Raw genomic sequence first — 19901 nt, 5'->3', positions numbered from 1 at the left:
GAGAAAGATGCCGGTCTACGAGTATCAGTGTGTGGTGTGCGGAAAAATCTTCGAAGTCCTCCATGGAATCCATGAAGACTACAAAGCCGATTGCCCGAGTTGTCATGGCAGGGTAAAGAGAATCCTGTCACCCTCAAACTTCATTCTCAAGGGAGCCGGATTCTACGTGAACGACTACCCCTCGGAAACCAGGCGGAAGGCCGAATCGAAGGAAAAACATCCGGAAAAGCCGGCAGGGGCTCCAGGTGGAGATAACAAGGCCGAAAAACAGGCGTGACCGGGAGATCGGTCCCGGCCGCCCCGGATTCCCCGTCACGTGGTCGGTATCGGCAGTCAAAAGGGGTTATCTTAGCCCAGAAGCCCTTCCAGGGCCTCGACAAGGGATCTTGCGGTCTGGAGGGTGTCATAGTGAGCAAAACTCGCGCGGCATATACTGTCGCGGCCTAGGTGTCTGTATACGGCAGCAGAATAGTGATTCCTGTCGGCTATCTGAAAGCCGTATTCTTCCCACAGGTATCTCTTGATCTGCTCCGGGCTTGTCCCTTCTATCTCGAATGAGAAGGTAGGGTCTCTCTCAAGAACCCTTTGTGGATCGGTCACCCCGTAACACCGGAACCTCTCTGCATCGAGCGCCTCAAAACCTTCCAAGACCACCTGCGAGAGCTTGCCCTCGTACTCTGTAACCGCCTTCATCACAGAGCTGAATCGCTCCTTCCTCGAGAGGTTCTCACTCCCGGCATCCACCGCGAGCTCGTCGCCCAGCCAAAGCAGATATCCGAGTGCCCCTTCGAGAGAAGCCAGAAGGGCGCTGTTAAGCGTACCCTGTTCAAATTTGTAAGGGGATCGATCCGTGCCGGTCTCGACCCTGTACGGGGCGAGTCTATCGAGAAGAGTCGCCCTCCCCCAGAGCACGCCGAGCATGGGCCCGAACACCTTGTAGCCCGAAAAGGCCAGAAAGTCACAGTCCATCTCTCGAACGTCGACGGGCCCGTGCAAGGCGTGGTGCACGGCATCTACACAGATGAGACAAGTGGGCGACTTTTCTCGGATAAGAGGGATAACGTCCCTCAGTGGAACCACCGAGCCGAGCCCGTTCGAGGCCATGGCAAGGGCGACGAGTCCGGTCTTTCCGTCGACCAGGGAGAGCAAGCTGTCCACATCGAGGCGGCCTTCGCCGTCGACTCTCGCCCGCCGGATCTCACATCCCCTCTCTTCTCCCCAGACATCCTCCCAGGGGGATATGTTGGCCATGTGATCGAGGTCGGTGACGACGAGGTTGTTCTCACTATTGAGAATGGCCCGAAGGGAATAGGCCAGATTGAACAGGGCATGGGTGGTTGAGAAGTGAAAACTGATCTCCTCGGGTCTGCTCGCGTTGATGAAATCGGCGACGAGTTGCCGGACTCGCCACTGGAGTTGATCCGTGGCTATCTCGGCCGGGTCGACATCACCGGGCTGGGGGTTGGCTGAGCCGGCTGTTTGGGCGAGGGCATGGACCGCGGAATCGACCATGAGTGTTCCGCCCCCGCTGTTGAGGTAGGTTCTTCTATTCCCGTAGAGGTCCTGTTCCAGCTGAGGAAACCTCTGCCGTATCTTGGGGTGAATCTCCACGAAGCGGTCGGTCACAGAGGGGTAGAACATCGTCTCTGCCCAATAGAGAACACTGCCGAGGATCGGATAGAATCGAAAAACGAATCAATCCTAAAGCATCCGGACCGGCTTTTCAAGGCCTTTACCCCCCTGAAGCCCTCTTCACAGCCTCCCTGAGGCCGGGGAAAGGCAAAAATGCTTGACAATCCCTTTCCATCGGGTTATCTCTGTAGCGTAATTTTTCCGATGAACCGCATGCCCATGACAGCCACGTCGAATCCTCTTCCAAGGTTCCCGGGTTTAGATCCAGCCATGTCTACGACGATGGGGGCGCTTCCATGAGCCGAATCGACCTTTTCAAAAACCTGACGGTCCTCTCCCTCGAGCAGGCCACAACCCTTCCCTATCTGACCTGGAGACTCGTTCACCAGGGTACCACGGTTATCAGATTGGAGCACCCTGTACACGGCGACCCCAACAGGCGAATCGGTGACAACGTGCTTGGGGAGGACCGGATGCTCTCGTACTTCTTGGCCATAAACTCCGGCAAGAAGGCGATCACCCTCGATCTTTCCAAGCCCGAGGGACAGGAGATTCTCAGAAAGCTCATCATCGAGCTCGATGTGGACATATTCACCACCAATCAACTCCCCAGAAACTACGGCAAGCTCGGGATCGACTACGAGATCCTGAAGACCGTCAAGAAGGACATAATCTGGCTCGGCCTGACAGGTTTCGGCCCTGCCAGCAATGAGGCGGCCTATGATCCAATCCTCCAGGCGAGAGGCGGGCTGATGGAACTGACCGGGGAAAAGGGAGGACCGCCCCAGGTGGTGGGAATCCCTCTTGCAGACATGGGAGCGAGTGAACACGCCTTTGGGGAACTGATGAAGGCCCTGTACAAGCGTGCTGTAACCGGGGAGGGGAGCCGCATCGATGTCTCCATGTTCCAGAGCACGGTCTCGTGGTGTACGGTGCCCATAACCCTCACCAGGAGCTTCGGCAAGAGGATCTCCAGAAGGGGCAATACCCATGAATTCTTTGCACCCGTGTCGGTCTATGCCACCAAAGACGGGTATATCTATCTTGCCATCGGAAACGAGAGGCAGTGGAACACTCTGGTCTCCATGGCCGAGTTCAAACATCTGGCAAGGGAGCAGTACCAGACCAACGCGGGACGGATAGCGGATGTCCAAGAGCTGAACAGAGAGATCGAAAAGGTGACAAAGACAAAGACAACGAGAGAGTGGATCGATATCTTCGTGAGGGCGACGATTCCGGTTGCCAAGGTCAACAACATCGACGAGGTTACCCAGGACCCTCACATAAGAGACGTTCTCATCCGGTCCGAGGACCCTGTCACAGGGACACGCCTCACCCTTTCCCCGCCCCCTGTGACGACAGACTACCTCAGATCAGTCGATTTCACCCTTAGCTTTCCTCCCCGTTTCGGAGGCCATAACGAGGAGATCTATGGGGGCGTCCTGGGCTACAGTGCCGAACAACTCAGGAACCTGAGGGAACGCCAGATCATCTAGGTAATGATCACTGAAAGACGGCCGTGGGGCCGGCATTACGGATTTTCTGAGGCTGCCATTCCTGCCGAGAAGCCTCTCCGAAGAGGCCGGTTCCTGTTGTCTGAGGCCGCCCGGCTGTGTTCAGGGTGTTCCGCGCCTCCATGATGATGACTGGCCGTGTCGGAGGTATGGAGATCAGGAAGGAGGCTTAGTTCATGGCCCTCGATTTCAGTTTCACAGAGGAGCAGGAGTTTTTCAGACAGACCATCAGGGACACTGTGGAACGCCTGATCATCCCCAGGGCGCAGGAACTCGACGATACCGAGGAGTGGCCGGAGGACATATGGAGGGAATTCGCCTCTCTCGGTTGGCTCGGCCTTCGTCACGAGGAGAAATACGGGGGCATGAACCAGCCGGTGATCAACCAGATGATCTTCTATGAGGAGCTCTTCAGGGGCTCCCTGGGTTTTGCCATGGCGACGGCCATGCAGGTCCTGATGGGTACCTATTTTATCAAACGATTCGCCACCGAAGAAACAAAGCAACGAATCCTTGTTCCGGCCATCAAGGGGGAAAAGAAATGCGTCATCTGCTTTACGGAAGACCAATCAGGATCTGACCTGGCAGGCACACGGACCCGGGCAACCAAGGTCCCCGGGGGATGGAGGATCAACGGAACAAAGCAGTGGGTAACCCAGGGGCCCCTGGCGGACGTGGCAACCGTGCTGGCCACCACCGACCCTTCCAAGGGGCTCAAAGGACTCGACTTCTTCCTCGTGGAGAAGAAGACAGAAGATCGAGACGGCTTTGTGCCGGGCCAGATTCTTCACAAGGTGGGCGGCCGTTGTGCCATCACAGGGGAACTCGTCTTCGACGACGTTTTCATCCCTGATGAGAACTTCCTGGGTGAAGAACTCGGCAAGGGCGTCCGTCATGCGAACGAGATACTCAATGAAGTCAGGATCATGACGGGGATGAGCGCTCTTGCCATCGCCAAGTGCGCCCTCGAGGATACGGGCGAATACGCGAACAACAGGATCGCCTTCGGCAATCCCATCGGAACCTACCAGCTTATCCGGGAGAAATTCGCGAGGTGCTGGGCCTGGTACGAAGCCGCCAGGACACAGTGTTACAAGTGCGCCTGGATGATCGAAAACGCAGACACCTGCGGTATCAGCTTCAGGGAGCTCGTGGAACTGTGTATGGCCGCAAAGTTCCATGCCACCGAGATGTGCATAACAACCGTGGAAGAGGCCATGCGGGTCTATGGTGGGAATGCCTTCTGCACCGAATACCCTGTCCAGAGATACTGGAAGAACGCAATGTACGCCCTCTATGGAGGGGGAACCCACGAGGTGATCAAGGATTACCTCGGGCGAATGTACCTGAAAAAACAGGCGGTTTGACCTCGGGAGGAAGACTGGATGAATATCTGTGTCCTTGTCAAGTACGTACCCGATACCGAAGCGATTGTCAGGATCCGGTCTGATTCGGAACTGGAGATCGAGAACAAGTATTTCACGAATTTTTTCGATGAGATAGCCATCGAAGAGGCCGTGAAGTTGAAAGAGAAGTTCGGCGGCACGGTTACCGTCGTGACCGTGGACAACAGGAGAATCGACGCCCTGAGAAGAGGGATAGCCATGGGGGCGGACCATGCGGTCCAGATCAGTGATGCGGCCCTGGAGGGGTCCGACTCATTTGGAATCGCAAGGGTACTGGCGGCCTTCCTCAAGAAGGAACCGTGGGATGTCATCCTCTGTGGCCGCCAGGCCATGGACGATGATGCCGCCATAGTCGGCCCTGCCGTGGCAGAACTGCTCGATCTCCCCCACGTGAGTTCGATCCTGGGACTCGAAATCGCTGAAGACGGCAGGTCTGCACGGGTGGCTCGCCAGGTCGAGGGGGGCAGGGAGATCCTCCTCTGTCCTCTTCCCGCCGTGCTGACGACTCAAAAGGGCCTGAACACCCCGAGAATTCCCCAGGTAATGGGCATGATGAAGGCGATGAAGGTCCAGGTCAGAAAGCTCGATCTCGGAGCCCTGGGCGTCGACCCTGCCGAGGTGGGTGAACGAGGCCGGAAGGTCAGGATTCTGAGGTATCTCCCCCCACCCAAGCGGTCAAAGGCGATGAGAATCGAGGAGGATTTCCCGGACAACGTGAGAAGGCTTGTGAGACTCCTCAGGGAAGAGGCGAAGGCCCTCTAGAGGGGGTGTCTTCAAACCGAAAGACCGTATCCTATAAAAGGAGATATCCATGGGCGGAGAGGTTTGGGTATTTGTTGAGAGCGTAGAGGGCGCCATCCGCAAGGTCAGCCTCGAACTGTTATGCGCGGCTGATGGATTCTCAAAGGAGATCGGGGGACCTGTTGGAGCCGTGCTCCTGGGAAGGCCCACGGATTCGGCACTGGAGAATCTCCGGTCTTACGCTGACCGGGTCTACCTTGCCGAAGATGAGAGACTCGCAGCCTACACCAGCGACGGCTACACACTCGCTCTCGCCTCCCTTGTCAGGAAGCACGGTCCCGCTGTCCTGCTGGCCGGTTCCACCTCCACGGGCAGAGACCTCTTTCCACGGGTCGCGGTGCGTCTGAAAACCGGTCTCATCCCCGACTGTACTGGTCTGGCAATCGGCGACGAGGGGAGACTCCTTGCCACTCGCCCGATATACGGAGGAAAGGTCTTCTGCCAGGTCTCAATCCCCGAGGCCTCCCCTCAGATGGCAACGGTAAGGCCCAACACGTTCACCTTGGAAAAGATGAACAAGAGGGCTGAGGTGATCCGGGACACCACAGGTCTCGAGGGGGGCGAGATCCGGCAGAAAGTCGAGGGGGTTGAGAAGACCACCCAGGAGAAAGTCGACGTGGCTGAAGCCGAGGTGGTTGTCGGCGTGGGTCGAGGCATCAGGGACCCGGGCAACTTCAAGGCCGTTCAGGACCTGGCAGATGCCCTGGGAGCCACCATCGGTGTCACCCGGGCTGTGGTGGACAACGGGTGGTGGGATGTCAACGATCAGATCGGCAAGAGCGGCAAGAACATCTCGGCGCGGCTCTACTTTGCCTTCGGCCTGTCAGGGGCCATCCACCACGTCCTCGGGATCCAGACCTGCAAGACGGTTGTGGCCGTCAACACCGATACCAACGCTTTGATCTTCAACTACGCGGACTATGCCCTGGTGGGAGACATGATGGAGGTGATCCCGGCCCTCAAGGAGGAGATCACGAAGATGAAGGACGAGGTCTGAGTAGACTCGCAGGGGCTGAAACGCTGAACCGGTCAGGCGACACCCCCCGGTAGAGCAGAGGTCGAAGTGGAAAGAATCGATGTAGTAATCGTGGGAGGAGGCCTGGCAGGTCTCTCCTGTGCCTATGGATTGGCCGACTCGGGACTTACGGTGCTGGTGCTCGAGAGGGGAGACTTCTCTGGAAGCAAGAACGTCACGGGCGGCAGAATCTATCTCGAACCCGTCCGGAGGCTTCTCCCCGACCTGTGGGACGAGGCCCCCCTGGAAAGGCACGTGGTACGGGAAAGACTCACGCTGCTGGGCAGGACGAACTCAACATCCATCGACCATTACAGCGACAGGCGCGACCAGCGCCCCTATCCGAGCTACACCATCCTCCGGGCTAGGTTCGACCGGTGGCTTTCCGAGAAGGTGGCCGAGAGAGGGGGCTTCGTTATCCCCCAGAAGCGGGTAGACGACCTGCTCATGGATGGAAAGAGGGTGGTGGGAGTAACAGCAGGAGATGAAGAGATCCCTGCGCGGGTCGTTGTGGCTGCCGACGGCGTGCTCTCCTTCCTGGCAGAGAGAGCCGGCCTTAGGAGGGACTTCGAGCCTGAGGATCTCGCCGTGGGGTACAAGGAGATCATCCACCTGGGGGACCGGAAGATCGAGGACCGCTTCAACCTGGAACCGGGCCAGGGAGCGGCCCAACTCTTTGTGGGAGCTATCACCGGAGGTATGATGGGCGGCGGTTTCATATACACCAACAAGGAGACCATCTCCCTGGGTATGGTCCTCGGCCTCGCACCCTTGACCCGGTTGCAGAACGGTATCGAAGCATACCGGCTCCTCGATGCATTCAAAGAACGCCCCGAGATCAGACGGCTTGTCGAGGGAGGGGAGACCGTAGAGTACTCGGCTCATCTCATTCCGGAGGGCGGAATTCGCAGATTGGCAGGCCTTGTGCGCGATGGAATGCTCGTGGTGGGCGATGCCGCCGGATTCGGCCTCAACATGCTCGTCACGGTCCGCGGCATGGAGTACGCCATGATCTCAGGTGTGCTGGCCGCAGAAACGATCAAGCGTGCCGCACAGTCGAACGATTTCTCGGCTTCCACCCTCTCCCACTATGAATACCTCTTGAAGCGGAGTGTGATCATCAGGGATATGGAGACATTCAGACGTTCCGCCGAGATACTGAAAAACCCGAGACTCTTTTCCCTCTACCCCCAGTCCGTCTGTGACCTTTTAGAAAAGGTGATGGAGATAGACGAAAAACCGAAAGAGAGGCTCTCCTCCACCGTTTTCAAGGAACTTCGAAGAAATATCCTCACCCTCCGGGGGATCAAGGATCTCTGGAGCCTACGGGGTATCTAGCCACTGAAGGAATCGCCATGGAAATCCAGGAAAAACTGGCCGTCGATGCCTTCAAGAACGATACGGAAAGCCACATCACCCTCGACCAGGAAAAATGCATGATCTGCAGGGAGCGGTTCTGCATATACGCCTGTCCGGCCCATCTTTACGAACTGAACGAGGAGAGCAGAAAAATGCAGGTTGAATTCGCCGGCTGCCTCGAATGCGGAACCTGCCTGATCGCGTGTATTTACGGGGCCGTCACATGGAGATATCCCAGGGGCGAGTTCGGCGTACAGTACCGGTACGGATGAGCCGGAGTATCTCCCCCCCTCGCACCATCCTTAGATCGGATACCTGGAAAAAGAGAAGAAAGCCCTGTAACCTCATCGACCGGCAGGACGCTTGAAACGGACCGGCCGGGCCGGCCATCCTCTTCCTTCTACAGGATGTGAGGCTCCGAGAGATTCGATTCATCTTCCGGGCCCGGACTGCCGATAAAGATAGAGGATGCCTGTCGTCTTTTTGTTTCTCAAGGGGGCAGCCTTCGGCCCTGTGAGCGGCCGGCGATACAAGACGCTGGAAAAGACGTCCGATAGCCTTTCGGACCAGAGACAAAACGTCGTCTTCGAGGGTGGCGTGACAACATGAAGCAAAGGGGAGACAAATCGCAGGAGGATCTATCAGGGATCTTCACCATCGACCCCGGACAGGTGGACAGGCAACCGGCTCGGCCACCTGAAATTGTCCGGAGAAAAGCAGGCAGAAAAGAGGCCGAATCCGCTCCAGAGAGAATCGAGCAGATGGGAGGAAGAATCGGCATTCAATCGGATGAATCGGGAGCCGCACAAAACCGGGGAACCGGACCGTCCAAGGACCGGAAGGGTAGGTTCAGCCTCTGCATAAACCAGATCGATACGGAGGAATCCAAACACAGAATAGCAAGCCACCTCAACGGTCTCTTGAACTTGGATTATCTCGTTATCAAGAATGACCTCTTGAGAAGAACCCCGGCTCTCGTGCCCGGCCAATACAGCTACGACGAGGCGGTAAGAATCAGAGGAGATCTCGAAGAGCTGGGATCGAAGGTGTTGATCATCCAGGCGAAGCCAGAGAACAGGGCACCGGCACCGGGGGCTTCCCAGATCCAACGGGCAAGCTCTGTCCTGATAGCAGGCGTCCTGGTGTTGCTCTCCCTTTTCTTCTTGCTCATGATGAATCGTTCTCAGGATGGAAGAGAGAATCTGAAAACCGAGGCCATGTTCGCTTCACGGAAACAGGAGGCTCTCCAGGAGAATGGCCCGGAAAAGAAGGCGGATCTTGCACTCGCCGGAGAGGCTGTCGAGGCCCTGCTGGTGCTCGATGCGGACTACCGGAGCGGGATCTCATATCAGGCCTATGTGGATGAATTGGAGAATGCCAAATCCAGAGTCGAGTCTTTCATGGACAGCGATGAGGCACGAAAGAGACTCACACTGGCCCACTCGATCGGGAATATCCTGATCCATTACGAAAACGTGGCTGAGCTTTGGAGATACAAGGTCAACAACGGCGCCGCCTACCTGTCCCAAGAAGCCGATGCAGCGCGATCCCTGCTCAGGATCTATCCCCGGGCGGCAAGACCCAAAGAAAACGGCGGAGCAAGGGGGACCACAGATAACCAAAGGCAGGTCCTCTGGATCGATCCTCTCATCTCCATCATGGCGACTGAGGCCTCCAAGGAGCTGAAGAGGGTCTCAAGGATACTGGGAGTGGCCTGCCCGGTCTCGGGGCATGCCTCATAACGACGGGCCCGCCGCCTGACCTTGACAGATTTCTCCCTGCCATCTATAATGGGTGCCGTGCTGCGGCGCCTGTCAGCCATTTCCCCAAGCCTTGTTCAACCTCGCAATTCCACCGGCACCTTTGACGGGCCATGAAGGTGAGAGTGGGCGAACCCCATGAGAAAGGGGATTGTGAAGGGGGATCCATGGACTTCGAATTGAGCGAAGAACAGAGAGACATCATCAAGGCTGCCCGGGAATTTGCCGAGGGGGAATTCCCGGATTTGGCCCAGGAGTGCGACCGCTCGGAAGAGTTCCCCAAAGGTGTCTGGAAAAAGGCCTGCGAGCTTGGCTTTGTCGGGGTCTTTATCGAGGAAACCTATGGAGGGGCCGGGCTTGGATTTCTGGAGCACTGTCTGATAAACGAGGAGTTCTGGAGAGTGGATCCCGGAATCGCCGGATCTGTCCTGTCAGCCACTTTCGGTTCGGAGATGATCCAACTCTTCGGCAATGAGGAGCAGAAGACCAGATGGCTCCCTCCTCTGGTTCGTGGAGAGGCCATCACCGGAGCCGCCATCACCGAACCCGATGCAGGAAGCGATGTGGCCTCGGTCAAGACCACGGCCACCCTGGAGAATGACGAGTATGTCATCAACGGTAACAAGATGTTCATCACCAATGGAACGATCGCCGATTTCCTCCAGGTCCTCTGCCTGACAGAGCCAGAGGCTCCTTCCAGGCATGACCGTTTCAGCGTGATCACGGTCGAGACGGATCGAAAAGGTTTTGAAGCCAACAAGCTGACCAACAAACTGGGGATCCGGGCTTCGGACACGGCCGAGATCTCTTTCAGTGATGTCAGGGTGCCGAGGGGAAACCTGGTGGGAACCCCCGGCCGCGGATTCCAACAGCTCATGACCTTCTTCGATCATACCCGCCTCCACATATGCGCCCAGGCAACCGGTCTGGCCCAGGGAGCGATGGAGCAGGCGATCGACCACGTGCGGCAACGGAGACAGTTCGGTAAAGCTCTGGCCTCCTTTCAGGCGGTTCAGTTCAAGATCGCCGAGATGGCCACCCGCATCGAGGCGGGACGTACCCTTTACCAGAAGGCCGCCTGGCTCGTCGACCAAGGCAAGGTGGACCCACACCTGATCTCCATGGCCAAATGGTTCACAGGGGAGACCGCTGTCCACGTCGCAGACGAGGCCCTCCAACTCCACGGAGGCTACGGATATATCGGCGACTACAACATCGAGCGATTCTATCGAGACTCAAAAGTGGTCGAGATATACGAGGGAACCAAGGAGATAGAGAAGATCATCATCGCCCGGAATCTATTGGGCAGGTATTGAAAATCCCTCAAATAGGCCGGATACACTCGCCAAGCGCTCCTCTGCATCGCCTTTCCGGGTTTCTTCTGAAACCCGAAATCTTCAAGAAAGGAACAGTCATGAAGACCAGCTATGATCTCGAGGGTAAGGTCGCCATAGTCACAGGTGGGGGCAGAGGTATCGGCAGGGCCATCGCCCTGGCTCTTGCCCGTTTCGGGGTCAAGGTGGCGATTGCCAGCAGAACCCCGGAGGAACTGGAATCCGTGGCCGGGGAGATCCGTAAGGGGGGAGGTGAGGCGGTCCCCCTGGTGACGGACATTACAGATAGCAGGCAGTTGGAACTCCTCGTCGAGGCCACGGTGAGTGAATTCAAGCGGATCGACATTCTGGTCAACAATGCGGCCAGGAGTTTCCTCAAGTCCCTTATGGAATTGCGGGAGGACGGCTGGAACAAGATCTTCGACACCAACTGCAAGGCCCCTTTTCTCCTCAGCCGCGCCGTGGCTCGGCATATGATCCAACAGGGGGGAGGCGGAAGAATCATAAACATCACCACCATAGGAGCCGAAAGGGCCGGAGCCGGCATGGGTGCATACCACGCCAGCAAGGCGGCCCTCAAGATGCTCACCATGTGTATGGCCGCTGAGTGGGCACAGTACAATATCAATGTCAACGCCGTAGGGCCCGGATTCACAAGAACAGCCTTCAGTGAGCCTGTGTGGAGCACTCCTGAAGTGCAGGACCGGATTGTCAAGAGAATCCCCAAAGGTCGCATCGCGGAGCCGGAAGAGGTGGTCGGAGCGGTTCTGTTCCTGGCCTCCGACGCCTCGGATTATATCACAGGCCAAACCATCTACGTAGACGGTGGCACCATGGTCGCCCTTTAGGGTCTGCCCACAGGCAAGGGGAGGCTGTCCGAGCAATGGGAAGGATCAAGGCGGCGATCTTCGATATGGATGGTCTCATGGTGGAGACCGAGAGTCTCTACTTCCAGGCCGAGTCCGAGGTCGCCAGGCGGTACGGGAAGACTTTCACCCGAGAAGTCATGGAGAAGATGATGGGCTACAAGGCCACCCGGTCGATACAGATCATGATGGAAGCCCTTCTCATACAAGGAGACGTCCACGAGATCGAGACCTTGCGTGACGACCTTTACAGGGAGCTCCTCCTGAAGGGTGTCAAACCCATGGACGGGCTCTTCGACCTTCTCTGCTGGCTTGAGAGTCATGGTTTTCGTAAGGCCGTGGCCACCTCCTCGAAACCGATCTTCAAAGAGATCATTTTCGACCGCCTCCACCTCCACGACCGGTTCGAGCTGGTCGTGACCGGAGAAGACGTCTCCAGAGGCAAGCCATCGCCTGAGATCTATCGACTCGCTCTCCACAGGCTCGGACTCGGCCCGCGGCAGTGTGTGGTATTGGAGGATTCGGCCGTGGGTCTGAAATCCGCAAAAGGGGCAGGATGCTCCTGCATCGTAGTGCCCAACGATTACACCCGCAACCAGGACTTCTCCGGTGCGGACCTGGTCGCTCCCCATCTATTTCACGAAGGAATAAGGCGCTTCTTCCAGACGACATAGGACTGCCTTTGCCGGGCGATCCATCCCCGGCGGGCCCGGGGAGACGGAGAATCGTGAGGTCTGCGACCTGCGAGACCTTTGGCCCAAGAATCGGGGAACTCAGCGAGACCGGCTATTGACTTGCGGCCGAGAAGCCAATATATAGTTATACTTCGGGATCAAAACTGACACGTGTTTCAAGATATCGGTTTTTCCGGGAGCAAGGAGAATGCGCAAGAAGGAGAATAAGATCTACATTATCGACGTCACGAACCGGGACGGCGTCCAGACCTCCCGGTTGGGCCTGGCCAAACTCCAGAAGACCATCATCAACCTGATGTTGAACGAGATGGGAATCTACCAGAGTGAGTTCGGATTCCCTGTGACACGCCACGAAACCCACTACCTCAACGCGAACCTGAAGCTCGCCAAGATGGGGGTTCTGAAACCGATCATCCTCAGCGGATGGATAAGGGCCATCGTGGGAGACGTCAAACAGGCGCTGGCTCTCACAGAGGTGGAGCATCTCAACATCTCGGCCTCCACTTCAAAACAGATGATCCGGGGAAAATACAGGGGCAAAAGGTCAGGCAACGATGTGATCAAGGACATGACCGAAGCCCTTGACTATGCCAAGACCCATGGGATCAAGACCGTGGGCGTCAATGCCGAGGATGCATCGAGGACAGATCTGGATTTTCTCATCCGGTTCGCCCTGGCCGCCAAGGACCACGGGGCGGACCGTTTCCGATACTGCGATACCCTCGGTTATGAGGACCCCTTCACCATCTACGATAGGATCAAGACAGTCGCCCGGAAGGTGGAGATCCCCATAGAGCTCCACTGCCACAACGATCTGGGCATGGTCGTCGCCAATTCGGTGGCAGGAGCCAAAGGGGCAATCGATGCCGGCGTGGACGCCTATATCAATACCTGCATAAACGGAATGGGTGAAAGAGCCGGCAACGCCGATCTCGTATCCGTCATTCTGGCCGTGCAGAAATCGAGCGGATTCGCCGACAAGTACCAACTCGACGAGCGCGTCGACCTCTCTAAGTCCTGGCAGATTGCCACCTACGCCTCCTATGCCTTCGACGTGGCCGTCCCCATCAACCAGCCAGGGGTGGGGGCCAATGCCTTTGCCCACGAATCAGGGATTCACGCCGACGGTGCCCTCAAGGACCGGCACAACTACGAACTCTATGACTACGAGGAGCTAGGCAGAGGGGAGCCGGAAATCATAGAAACCGGGAGGAAGATAACCGCAGGCGAGTACAGTGGAATCAGAGGATTCCGCAATGTCTACGAAAAGCTCGAAGTGCGCTTCAATGACGACGAGGAGGCGACGAGAATCCTCGAACTGGTCAGGTATGCCAACGTCCACACCCAGAAGCCCCTTACCAAGCGGGAATTGCTCTTCATCGCCCGGTATCCTGAGATCGCCAAGGAACTGATGACGTTCACCCCCCTGGCGGAATGGGAAACCAAGAAATGACACGAGCCTTCAGGGATTTCCATGGTCCGTGGGCCTAGAGGAAAGCTCCCGATGAAAAGATTTCTTCGACACACTCCTCGAGCCAACCCATTTCATAGGCCAGATCGAGCACGGTGTACCGTTCGCGGATCATCTGTGCCAGGAAGAAGGTCTCCCTTACCTGCCCGCGCGAGAGATTGATCTGATCCGGTGAGGTGGGGCACTTTGCCCTGGCCAACATCCCCCTCAATTCCGAATAGGGGAGCAACTGAGCTTTCACCCTCGACCGCAGGACGTCCCACCGGGATCGAACCAGTGCAAGCCTTTCCCGCAGTTCGTCCTTTGTCAGATGTTTCGCCAGAGTCGTCGCAACGATCCGGTCCACGACTCCTTTGCCCGCTTGATCGACGATTCGCCTGCCCAGGGATTGGCCGGCCGACAGGCTCTCACTGTCTCTAGGACCCACTCCCGTGCCTGCCGGATTACCGAAAAAAGCGCCTCGGACCTGGTTTTGCCGGTCTTCCAGACTGGGGTACCGATCGCAGGCGGCATCGACATCGAGCCGCCCGATCTCTCTGGCAAAAACCGTCTCCAACATGGCCGAGGCGGCAAGGGTTCCAATGGCGACCTTGAAACCGTGGGAAACCGGAATCCCGTCTTTCTCCAGATTCAGCATCTCCCAAACGTGGCTGAAATGGTGTTCCGTTCCCGATGCCGGGCGGGAACTCCTCTGAGCCTGCATGGCCAGACCCGATACTGTCAGACCTTCAAAAAGCTGCTCAATGGCATGGAGGTCCCCTTCCAGGAGTCTCTCGGGTTGGCCCAACCACTTGCGCAGATCCTTCTGTACCATTTCCCAAGTGAAAGGGTTGACGGCCTCTACATTGACGCTGTCGGCGATAATCCAATCGGCTCCGGCCGTAATCTTTCCGAGGAGATCGCCGTAACCCGCGGCGGTCATCTCCGGCGGGGCGTCTTTCAAAACGCGTGTATCCGCAACAATCGCCAGGGGAGCCGGAGAATCGATTGTCTGCTTGAAACCATCCACCAGTATCGCGGCGCCATAGGCGGAGTAACCATCGACTGAGGCGGCCGTAGGCACAACCATGTACTTACGGCCGCTTTCGTGTGAGGCCAACTTTGTAATATCATTGATGGTCCCCGATCCCACCGCGATCGGAATCGCATCGCACTCGACCAGGAATTGCCTCAGATCCTCCACATGCCTGTAGTCGGCATGGAGCGTCGGCGTACCTGGAAAAACGAATTTTCCTGCAACATCAAGCCCGGCGCCATACAACCCATCGATTACCATTCCCCCGGCTGCCCTGAAGGTATTGTCATCTGCAACAACAGCGATTCTGGAACCCGGAAAGCTCCTCTTGGCAGCCCCCGGGATTTCAGAGACGAACCCGGGTCCCATCAGGAATTCGCGGGTATAACTAACAGACTGGAGAAGTCTTTCGATCCTGGCTTTATCCATCACAGACGCTTCCCCGGCGGCCTTCTCCGCCCTATGAAGACCTTGCAGGTACTATATATACTCTTATCGAGCCGTACAGGTCAATAGCAACGGGCTCCTCCCGGCGGAGGAGAGCCGAACGCCGGAAATACGGGAAGACCCCGGTCCATTTCTGATTGACATACAAGGCCGGTTTCCCTATACTGCTCTCCGTGGCAAGGAAGTAACTGAAATGGAGTACATAGGATCTTCGTGCGAGTGACTTACTCCTTGTCGGCAGACAAACAGGAGGGGAGGGAGGGCTAAGTGCGGCTTCGCATTGGACTGATAACCGACATTCACAGTGGACCGGATATGGATACGCGTCTCGGATCGGCTGCGTTCCCTCTTTTGGATAGGTTCGTGAAGGAGATGTCACGGCGATTTCGGCCGGATCTGATCGTCGACCTTGGAGACCGTATCAACGACGTCAGCGCAAGCGAGGATGTGGAGAGAATCGGAAGGGTGAAGAGTCGTCTGGAATCGGTCGGCGTTCCGGTCCTCTTCCTTCACGGGAACCACGATTTGATCAATATAGACAAGCGACAGATGCGGGAACTTCTCGGCAAGAAATCCGATTACGAATCGATGGACTTTATGGGGTACCACCTGGTTCTTCTGAACACTCAGGATCCGACATTCGGCGGAGTGGGCGGCACCATCTCAGAAGATCAGCTCAGGTGGCTCGACGAGGACCTTGACAGGTGCACTGGTCCTGTCTTGATTTTTTCCCACCACCCCCTTGACGAACAGAAATTCGACTCTCACTGGTTTTTCGCGAAGCATCCGGACTTCGCTCTGGCGGTAAACCGCGAGCGATCACGGGCTCTCTTCGCGCGTTCCGGCAAAGTCAAGGCCGTCTTCAACGGGCATATGCACTGGAACAACGTGGAGGTGATCGATGGAATTCCGTATATCACCATCGGATCCCTCGTGGACGGCGGCCTCACCGACGGACGCCCGGCCAGTGCTTTTGCCGAGGTGACCTTGGATGAAGGCGTACGGGTCAGCGTCGAAGTGAGGGGAGAACTGCCGATGTCGTTCTCGTATCCGTGATGCGAGTACCCGCCTCCCAACACCCCCCTACGTGTCACCCTGCAAGTGGGGAACGGCTTCCCTCTGCCGGCCCAAAAAACAGGGGCGGTCGGTCTACCCGGCCGCCCCAACGGCGTAGGTCTTAAGGCGCCGAGGCGTGATCCTTGTTGTAAGGAGCCATGATCTGGTTGGCCTTCTTCTGCGCCTCTGCTGCGGCCTTCTCAACGGTCGTCTTGTTGTTGAGGAGCGCGTGCATCTCGTCTTCGAGGGCCTTGCGGACGGCGATCGAATTGTAGACCTGGAGGATCGGATAACCGTAGAGTCGGAGCTGGTCCAACCCCACCACGGCATCCGGGTGGGCCGCGGTGAATTCCTTCATCACCGGGAGGTCGTAGGAGCTCTTACGCGGTGCAAAGTAGCCCGTAAACCGGCTCCAGCGGGCGAGGTTCTCGGCGTTCGTAAGCCACTTCAGGAAATCCCAGGCAGCCTTCTTCTTCTCAGGGCTCAACCCTTTCATTATCACCATGAACGCGCCGCCGAGGGGCGCCTTGTGGCGCACGTTCCTCGGAATGAAGGCGACGTTGTACTTGAACTTCGCATTCTTCCGCACGGCGGTGAGGGAACCCGTACTCAGCATGACCATCGATGCCTTTCCAGCAAAGAACGCGGCTCCGACCTCCCTGCCTTCGGTCACACCCGCAGGCATCACGCCGTGTTTGTAGACGAAATCGTACCAGAGTTGAAGCGCCCCCTTGGTTGTAGGGGTGTCGTAGTAGACCTCGCCACGGTAGTCGGTGTTGAAGAAACGGCCGCCGTTCGTGAGGGTCAGCGCCTCCAAAAGCCAGCCGAGGTAGTCGTAGTTCGAGGGCATCATGATGCCCCAGCGGATGACCTTGTTGCCCTGTTTCTTGGTCAGCTTCTTGGCCGCAGCAACGAGCTCCTTCCAGGTGGCCGGAGGCTTCTCGCAGCTGAGGCCGACCTCTGCCAGATGCTCGCAGTTGACGTAGAGCAGGGGAGTCGACATCTGGAACGGCACGGCGACGATCGTGCCGTCGAAAATCGCGTTGGGGTGGGCAGCCTCCCAGAAGTCAGCGAAAAACTCCTCGGGGTCCATGCCGTCCGCCTTGATCATTGGGTTGAGAGGCTCGAGATAGTCGCTCAGTACGAAGTCGAATATCGAGAAAGGCGACATCAACACGACCGCCGGGGGTTTGCCGGCCTCGAAGGCCGCCTGGGCCTTGATCTTTGTCTCGTCGTAGGTGCCGGTATAGGCGGCGATGACCTTTACCTGGTCCTGCATCTTGTTGTACTCGTTGACAATCTTGGTCATCTCCCGAGCCAGCGGTCCTTCCACCATGGTCGGGAAGAAATACTCGATCTTGGTTCTCGCAAATGCCGACAGGGGCAACACCATTGCAACGATTGCAAGGACCACAACTGCCACTACTGCGTGCCTTGAAAGCTTCATCAATCCATCCTCCTTTCCAGATGATCAGATCACAATACGAGATCCGTCGACACCAGGGCGGCTCCGCCCTATACACGATCCACACGGGGTAACGCCTATCCGCTCAAACCCTTTGATTCACCTCCTTTCTCGATTGTTCAGGATACGGCCAAGCAAGAAACTATTTGATCCCCGAGAACATGAAGCTGTTCACGAACTGCTTCTGGAAGGCGATAAAGGCGACCCCCAGCGGAAGAATTACGATCACGGTGCCGGCTGCGATGACGCCCCATTCAGATGCTCCCTCAGCGGCCTGGGTGAAACTGGCCAGGCCGATTGTCAGCGTCCGCGTGCTGGGGGAACTGGTCACCATCAAAGGCCAAAGGTACTCATTCCAATGATAAACAACGCTGACGATCCCAAATGCGGTCAGGGCCGGCCTGGCAAGGGGCAGCAAAACATGCCACAGGACCTGAAAGAAGGAGGCACCGTCGATTATCGCCGCTTCCTCGAAATCCGCGGGAATCGTCTTGAAAGTCTGCCGCATGAGAAAGGTGCCGAAGGCAGAAGCAAAATAGGGGGCCATGATCCCCAGCAGGGTATCATACAGGCCCAATTTGACAAGGGTCGACAGGTTGGGGACGATGAGGATCGGCGGAACGATCATGAGTTGCAGGAGAAAAAGGTAGAAAAGCGTATTCTTGAACGGAAAGGTGAGGCGGGCGAATACGTAGCCTGAAAACGAGACCGTAACCAGCTGGACAATCAGGATGCCGAGAACCACGATGACCGTATTCATGTAGTAGATAAGAAACGGCGCGCTCTCCCAGGCCAGTTTGAAATTGATCAAAGAGGGTGAAAAATCCGGCCACAGCGAAGCCATGTCCAGGCCGCCGTAGAGCTTGGGCCGGAACGAGGTTATCATCATCCAGATAAAGGGAGTGGACCAGAAAAAGGCGACCGCGCTCATCACCATGACGAAGACAAAGGCCAGGACCCGCTTTCTAGATTTCATAATGGATCCCTCGTTCGAGCACACGCAATCCCACGATGGAGACGGCCAGAAGGATCACCACGTTCAAAACCGTGGCCGCAGAAGCTTTGCCTACGTCGTAGAACTCGTTCAGATTCTGGTAGATATAGAAGAGCAGGAGATTGGTCGAGTTCTGGGGCCCTCCTTTGGTCATGACGATCACGTGGTCCACGTTACTGAGCATCTGCATGAAGGCGATAACCAGGACAAAGGCGGTGGTCGGCCTGAGAAGGGGCAGAGTGACATAGCGGAGCTGCTGCCACCAATTCGCCCCTTCGATCACCGCCGCTTCGGTCACGTCCTGCGGGATCCCCTGCAATCCGGCAAGAAAAAACACCATGTAGTACCCGGCGTTCTTCCACACCGTGAGGAGCATCAGCGAATAGAGGGCGATATCGGAATCACCCAGCCAGTGGGTCTCGCTAAAGCCGAGTTTGGCCAGATAATAGTCCAGCAAGCCGTAACCGGGAAAAAAGAAAAACCACCAAAGGCCTGCCGCTGCAACAAGCGGAATGAGGGTTGGGAAGAAAAAGAGGGAACGGATAAAGTTGTTGAACCGGTTCGACCTGTTCAACAACAGCGCCAATGCCAAGGCCAGGACGATGCTGGGCACGACCGTGCCAAGGGCGTAAAGGCCATTGTTTTTCATGGCCTTTTGAAATGCCATATCACGGAACATTCGGGCATAGTTGCCGGCACCGACGAAGATCTCAGCCCTTTCTCCATGGGGCTTGGTGAACATGGATTGCCGCAAAACCTTGACCATGGGATAGTAGGTAAACATCGTCAGGAAGAAAAAGGCGGGCAGCAGGAGCAGGTAGGGCTTGAGTTGCGTCCGAACACGAAACCCTTTTGCCGACCTCCATTCGGTCAGTCTCCGAAGCGATCTATCGGCTACATTCATGGCAGGAAAAGTCTTTTCCCAAGGAACTCGAAAGTGACCGCGAGCAAACCTTGCAGAGGGATCTCTCCCCTGTTAAGACGTCAGAATACCAGACCTTGAAACAAATCCCGAATTTCCAGCAGAGATCGGGTGCCAGTCCTTACCGTCTGCCCCATCGGGGAGATCTC

18 protein-coding genes are annotated in these 19901 nt (G+C 56.9%); 13 read left to right on the top strand and 5 right to left on the bottom strand.

Features of this window, described 5'->3' with window-relative positions; translation table 11 throughout:
* Positions 1-7 precede the first annotated feature (7 nt).
* Positions 8-277 (top strand): zinc ribbon domain-containing protein, encoded by a 270-nt coding sequence (locus JRJ26_04445; GenBank protein ID MBW2056730.1) that lies wholly within the window; start codon positions 8-10, stop codon positions 275-277.
* A 71-nt stretch (positions 278-348) separates the two neighbouring features.
* Here the strand turns inward: JRJ26_04445 and JRJ26_04440 are convergent, their stop codons facing one another.
* Complete coding sequence (locus JRJ26_04440; GenBank protein MBW2056729.1) at positions 349-1641, bottom strand: aminotransferase class V-fold PLP-dependent enzyme; 1293 nt, start codon at positions 1639-1641, stop codon at positions 349-351.
* 296 nt (positions 1642-1937) lie between these two features.
* On the opposite strand from JRJ26_04440, the gene JRJ26_04435 reads away from it, so the two are divergent.
* The 11 genes from JRJ26_04435 (at position 1938) to JRJ26_04385 (ending at position 13835) form a co-directional block, all read left to right on the top strand.
* Positions 1938-3128: a CoA transferase gene (locus JRJ26_04435; protein ID MBW2056728.1), complete on the top strand. Its 1191-nt coding sequence runs from the start codon at positions 1938-1940 to the stop codon at positions 3126-3128.
* A 194-nt stretch (positions 3129-3322) separates the two neighbouring features.
* On the top strand, positions 3323-4513 hold the full coding sequence (locus JRJ26_04430) for an acyl-CoA/acyl-ACP dehydrogenase (GenBank protein MBW2056727.1): 1191 nt from the start codon (positions 3323-3325) through the stop codon (positions 4511-4513).
* 18 nt (positions 4514-4531) lie between these two features.
* Complete coding sequence (locus tag JRJ26_04425) at positions 4532-5314, top strand: electron transfer flavoprotein subunit beta/FixA family protein (protein MBW2056726.1); 783 nt, start codon at positions 4532-4534, stop codon at positions 5312-5314.
* A 49-nt stretch (positions 5315-5363) separates the two neighbouring features.
* Positions 5364-6350: an electron transfer flavoprotein subunit alpha/FixB family protein gene (locus tag JRJ26_04420; protein ID MBW2056725.1), complete on the top strand. Its 987-nt coding sequence runs from the start codon at positions 5364-5366 to the stop codon at positions 6348-6350.
* A gap of 66 nt (positions 6351-6416) precedes the next feature.
* Positions 6417-7706 carry an FAD-dependent oxidoreductase gene (locus JRJ26_04415; GenBank protein ID MBW2056724.1) on the top strand — a complete coding sequence of 430 codons (1290 nt, stop codon included), beginning with the start codon at positions 6417-6419 and terminating at the stop codon, positions 7704-7706.
* A gap of 17 nt (positions 7707-7723) precedes the next feature.
* Entirely contained in the window at positions 7724-7999 is a 276-nt protein-coding gene (locus JRJ26_04410) for a 4Fe-4S dicluster domain-containing protein (protein MBW2056723.1), read from the top strand.
* Between the two features lie 333 nt (positions 8000-8332).
* Positions 8333-9469, top strand: coding sequence for a hypothetical protein (locus JRJ26_04405; GenBank protein ID MBW2056722.1), 1137 nt, complete (start codon positions 8333-8335; stop codon positions 9467-9469).
* A 185-nt stretch (positions 9470-9654) separates the two neighbouring features.
* Positions 9655-10803, top strand: a complete 1149-nt coding sequence (locus JRJ26_04400) for an acyl-CoA dehydrogenase family protein (GenBank protein ID MBW2056721.1) — start codon at positions 9655-9657, stop codon at positions 10801-10803.
* A 98-nt stretch (positions 10804-10901) separates the two neighbouring features.
* A complete protein-coding gene (locus JRJ26_04395) occupies positions 10902-11669 on the top strand; it encodes a glucose 1-dehydrogenase (GenBank protein ID MBW2056720.1) in 768 nt (255 codons plus the stop codon).
* 35 nt (positions 11670-11704) lie between these two features.
* Entirely contained in the window at positions 11705-12361 is a 657-nt protein-coding gene (locus JRJ26_04390) for an HAD family phosphatase (protein MBW2056719.1), read from the top strand.
* A 208-nt stretch (positions 12362-12569) separates the two neighbouring features.
* Positions 12570-13835 carry a homocitrate synthase gene (locus JRJ26_04385; protein ID MBW2056718.1) on the top strand — a complete coding sequence of 422 codons (1266 nt, stop codon included), beginning with the start codon at positions 12570-12572 and terminating at the stop codon, positions 13833-13835.
* A 34-nt stretch (positions 13836-13869) separates the two neighbouring features.
* On the opposite strand, the gene JRJ26_04380 is transcribed toward JRJ26_04385, so the two are convergent.
* Entirely contained in the window at positions 13870-15297 is a 1428-nt protein-coding gene (locus JRJ26_04380) for a sn-glycerol-1-phosphate dehydrogenase (protein ID MBW2056717.1), read from the bottom strand.
* A gap of 285 nt (positions 15298-15582) precedes the next feature.
* Here JRJ26_04380 and JRJ26_04375 point away from each other — a divergent pair, with 285 nt between their 5' ends.
* Entirely contained in the window at positions 15583-16371 is a 789-nt protein-coding gene (locus JRJ26_04375) for a metallophosphoesterase (GenBank protein ID MBW2056716.1), read from the top strand.
* Between the two features lie 121 nt (positions 16372-16492).
* Here the strand turns inward: JRJ26_04375 and JRJ26_04370 are convergent, their stop codons facing one another.
* The 3 genes from JRJ26_04370 to JRJ26_04360 form a co-directional block, all read right to left on the bottom strand.
* Positions 16493-17818, bottom strand: a complete 1326-nt coding sequence (locus JRJ26_04370; protein MBW2056715.1) for an ABC transporter substrate-binding protein — start codon at positions 17816-17818, stop codon at positions 16493-16495.
* A 160-nt stretch (positions 17819-17978) separates the two neighbouring features.
* On the bottom strand, positions 17979-18812 hold the full coding sequence (locus JRJ26_04365; protein MBW2056714.1) for a carbohydrate ABC transporter permease: 834 nt from the start codon (positions 18810-18812) through the stop codon (positions 17979-17981).
* Positions 18802-19734, bottom strand: coding sequence for a sugar ABC transporter permease (locus tag JRJ26_04360; protein ID MBW2056713.1), 933 nt, complete (start codon positions 19732-19734; stop codon positions 18802-18804). Before JRJ26_04360 ends, JRJ26_04365 begins: the two co-directional genes overlap by 11 nt.
* Between the last annotated feature and the right edge of the window lie 167 nt (positions 19735-19901).

The organism is Deltaproteobacteria bacterium (assembly GCA_019308905.1).
Taxonomy (GTDB): Bacteria; Desulfobacterota; BSN033; order WVXP01; family WVXP01; genus JAFDHF01.
The sequence above is the reverse complement of the archived record's forward strand: the minus strand, read 5'-3'. Positions and strand labels throughout refer to the sequence as shown.

What these genes read in the sequence shown, in the direction of transcription:
- JRJ26_04445 (MBW2056730.1), top strand. Translation starts at nt 8, where the DNA reads ATGCCGGTCTACGAGTATCAGTGTGTGGTGTGCGGAAAAATCTTCGAA.
- JRJ26_04395 (MBW2056720.1), top strand. Translation starts at nt 10,902, where the DNA reads ATGAAGACCAGCTATGATCTCGAGGGTAAGGTCGCCATAGTCACAGGT.
- JRJ26_04400 (MBW2056721.1), top strand. Translation starts at nt 9,655, where the DNA reads ATGGACTTCGAATTGAGCGAAGAACAGAGAGACATCATCAAGGCTGCC.
- JRJ26_04385 (MBW2056718.1), top strand. Translation starts at nt 12,570, where the DNA reads ATGCGCAAGAAGGAGAATAAGATCTACATTATCGACGTCACGAACCGG.
- JRJ26_04380 (MBW2056717.1), bottom strand. Translation starts at nt 15,297, where the DNA reads ATGGATAAAGCCAGGATCGAAAGACTTCTCCAGTCTGTTAGTTATACC.
- JRJ26_04420 (MBW2056725.1), top strand. Translation starts at nt 5,364, where the DNA reads ATGGGCGGAGAGGTTTGGGTATTTGTTGAGAGCGTAGAGGGCGCCATC.
- JRJ26_04405 (MBW2056722.1), top strand. Translation starts at nt 8,333, where the DNA reads ATGAAGCAAAGGGGAGACAAATCGCAGGAGGATCTATCAGGGATCTTC.
- JRJ26_04425 (MBW2056726.1), top strand. Translation starts at nt 4,532, where the DNA reads ATGAATATCTGTGTCCTTGTCAAGTACGTACCCGATACCGAAGCGATT.
- JRJ26_04430 (MBW2056727.1), top strand. Translation starts at nt 3,323, where the DNA reads ATGGCCCTCGATTTCAGTTTCACAGAGGAGCAGGAGTTTTTCAGACAG.
- JRJ26_04440 (MBW2056729.1), bottom strand. Translation starts at nt 1,641, where the DNA reads ATGTTCTACCCCTCTGTGACCGACCGCTTCGTGGAGATTCACCCCAAG.
- JRJ26_04390 (MBW2056719.1), top strand. Translation starts at nt 11,705, where the DNA reads ATGGGAAGGATCAAGGCGGCGATCTTCGATATGGATGGTCTCATGGTG.
- JRJ26_04370 (MBW2056715.1), bottom strand. Translation starts at nt 17,818, where the DNA reads ATGAAGCTTTCAAGGCACGCAGTAGTGGCAGTTGTGGTCCTTGCAATC.
- JRJ26_04360 (MBW2056713.1), bottom strand. Translation starts at nt 19,734, where the DNA reads ATGAATGTAGCCGATAGATCGCTTCGGAGACTGACCGAATGGAGGTCG.
- JRJ26_04410 (MBW2056723.1), top strand. Translation starts at nt 7,724, where the DNA reads ATGGAAATCCAGGAAAAACTGGCCGTCGATGCCTTCAAGAACGATACG.
- JRJ26_04365 (MBW2056714.1), bottom strand. Translation starts at nt 18,812, where the DNA reads ATGAAATCTAGAAAGCGGGTCCTGGCCTTTGTCTTCGTCATGGTGATG.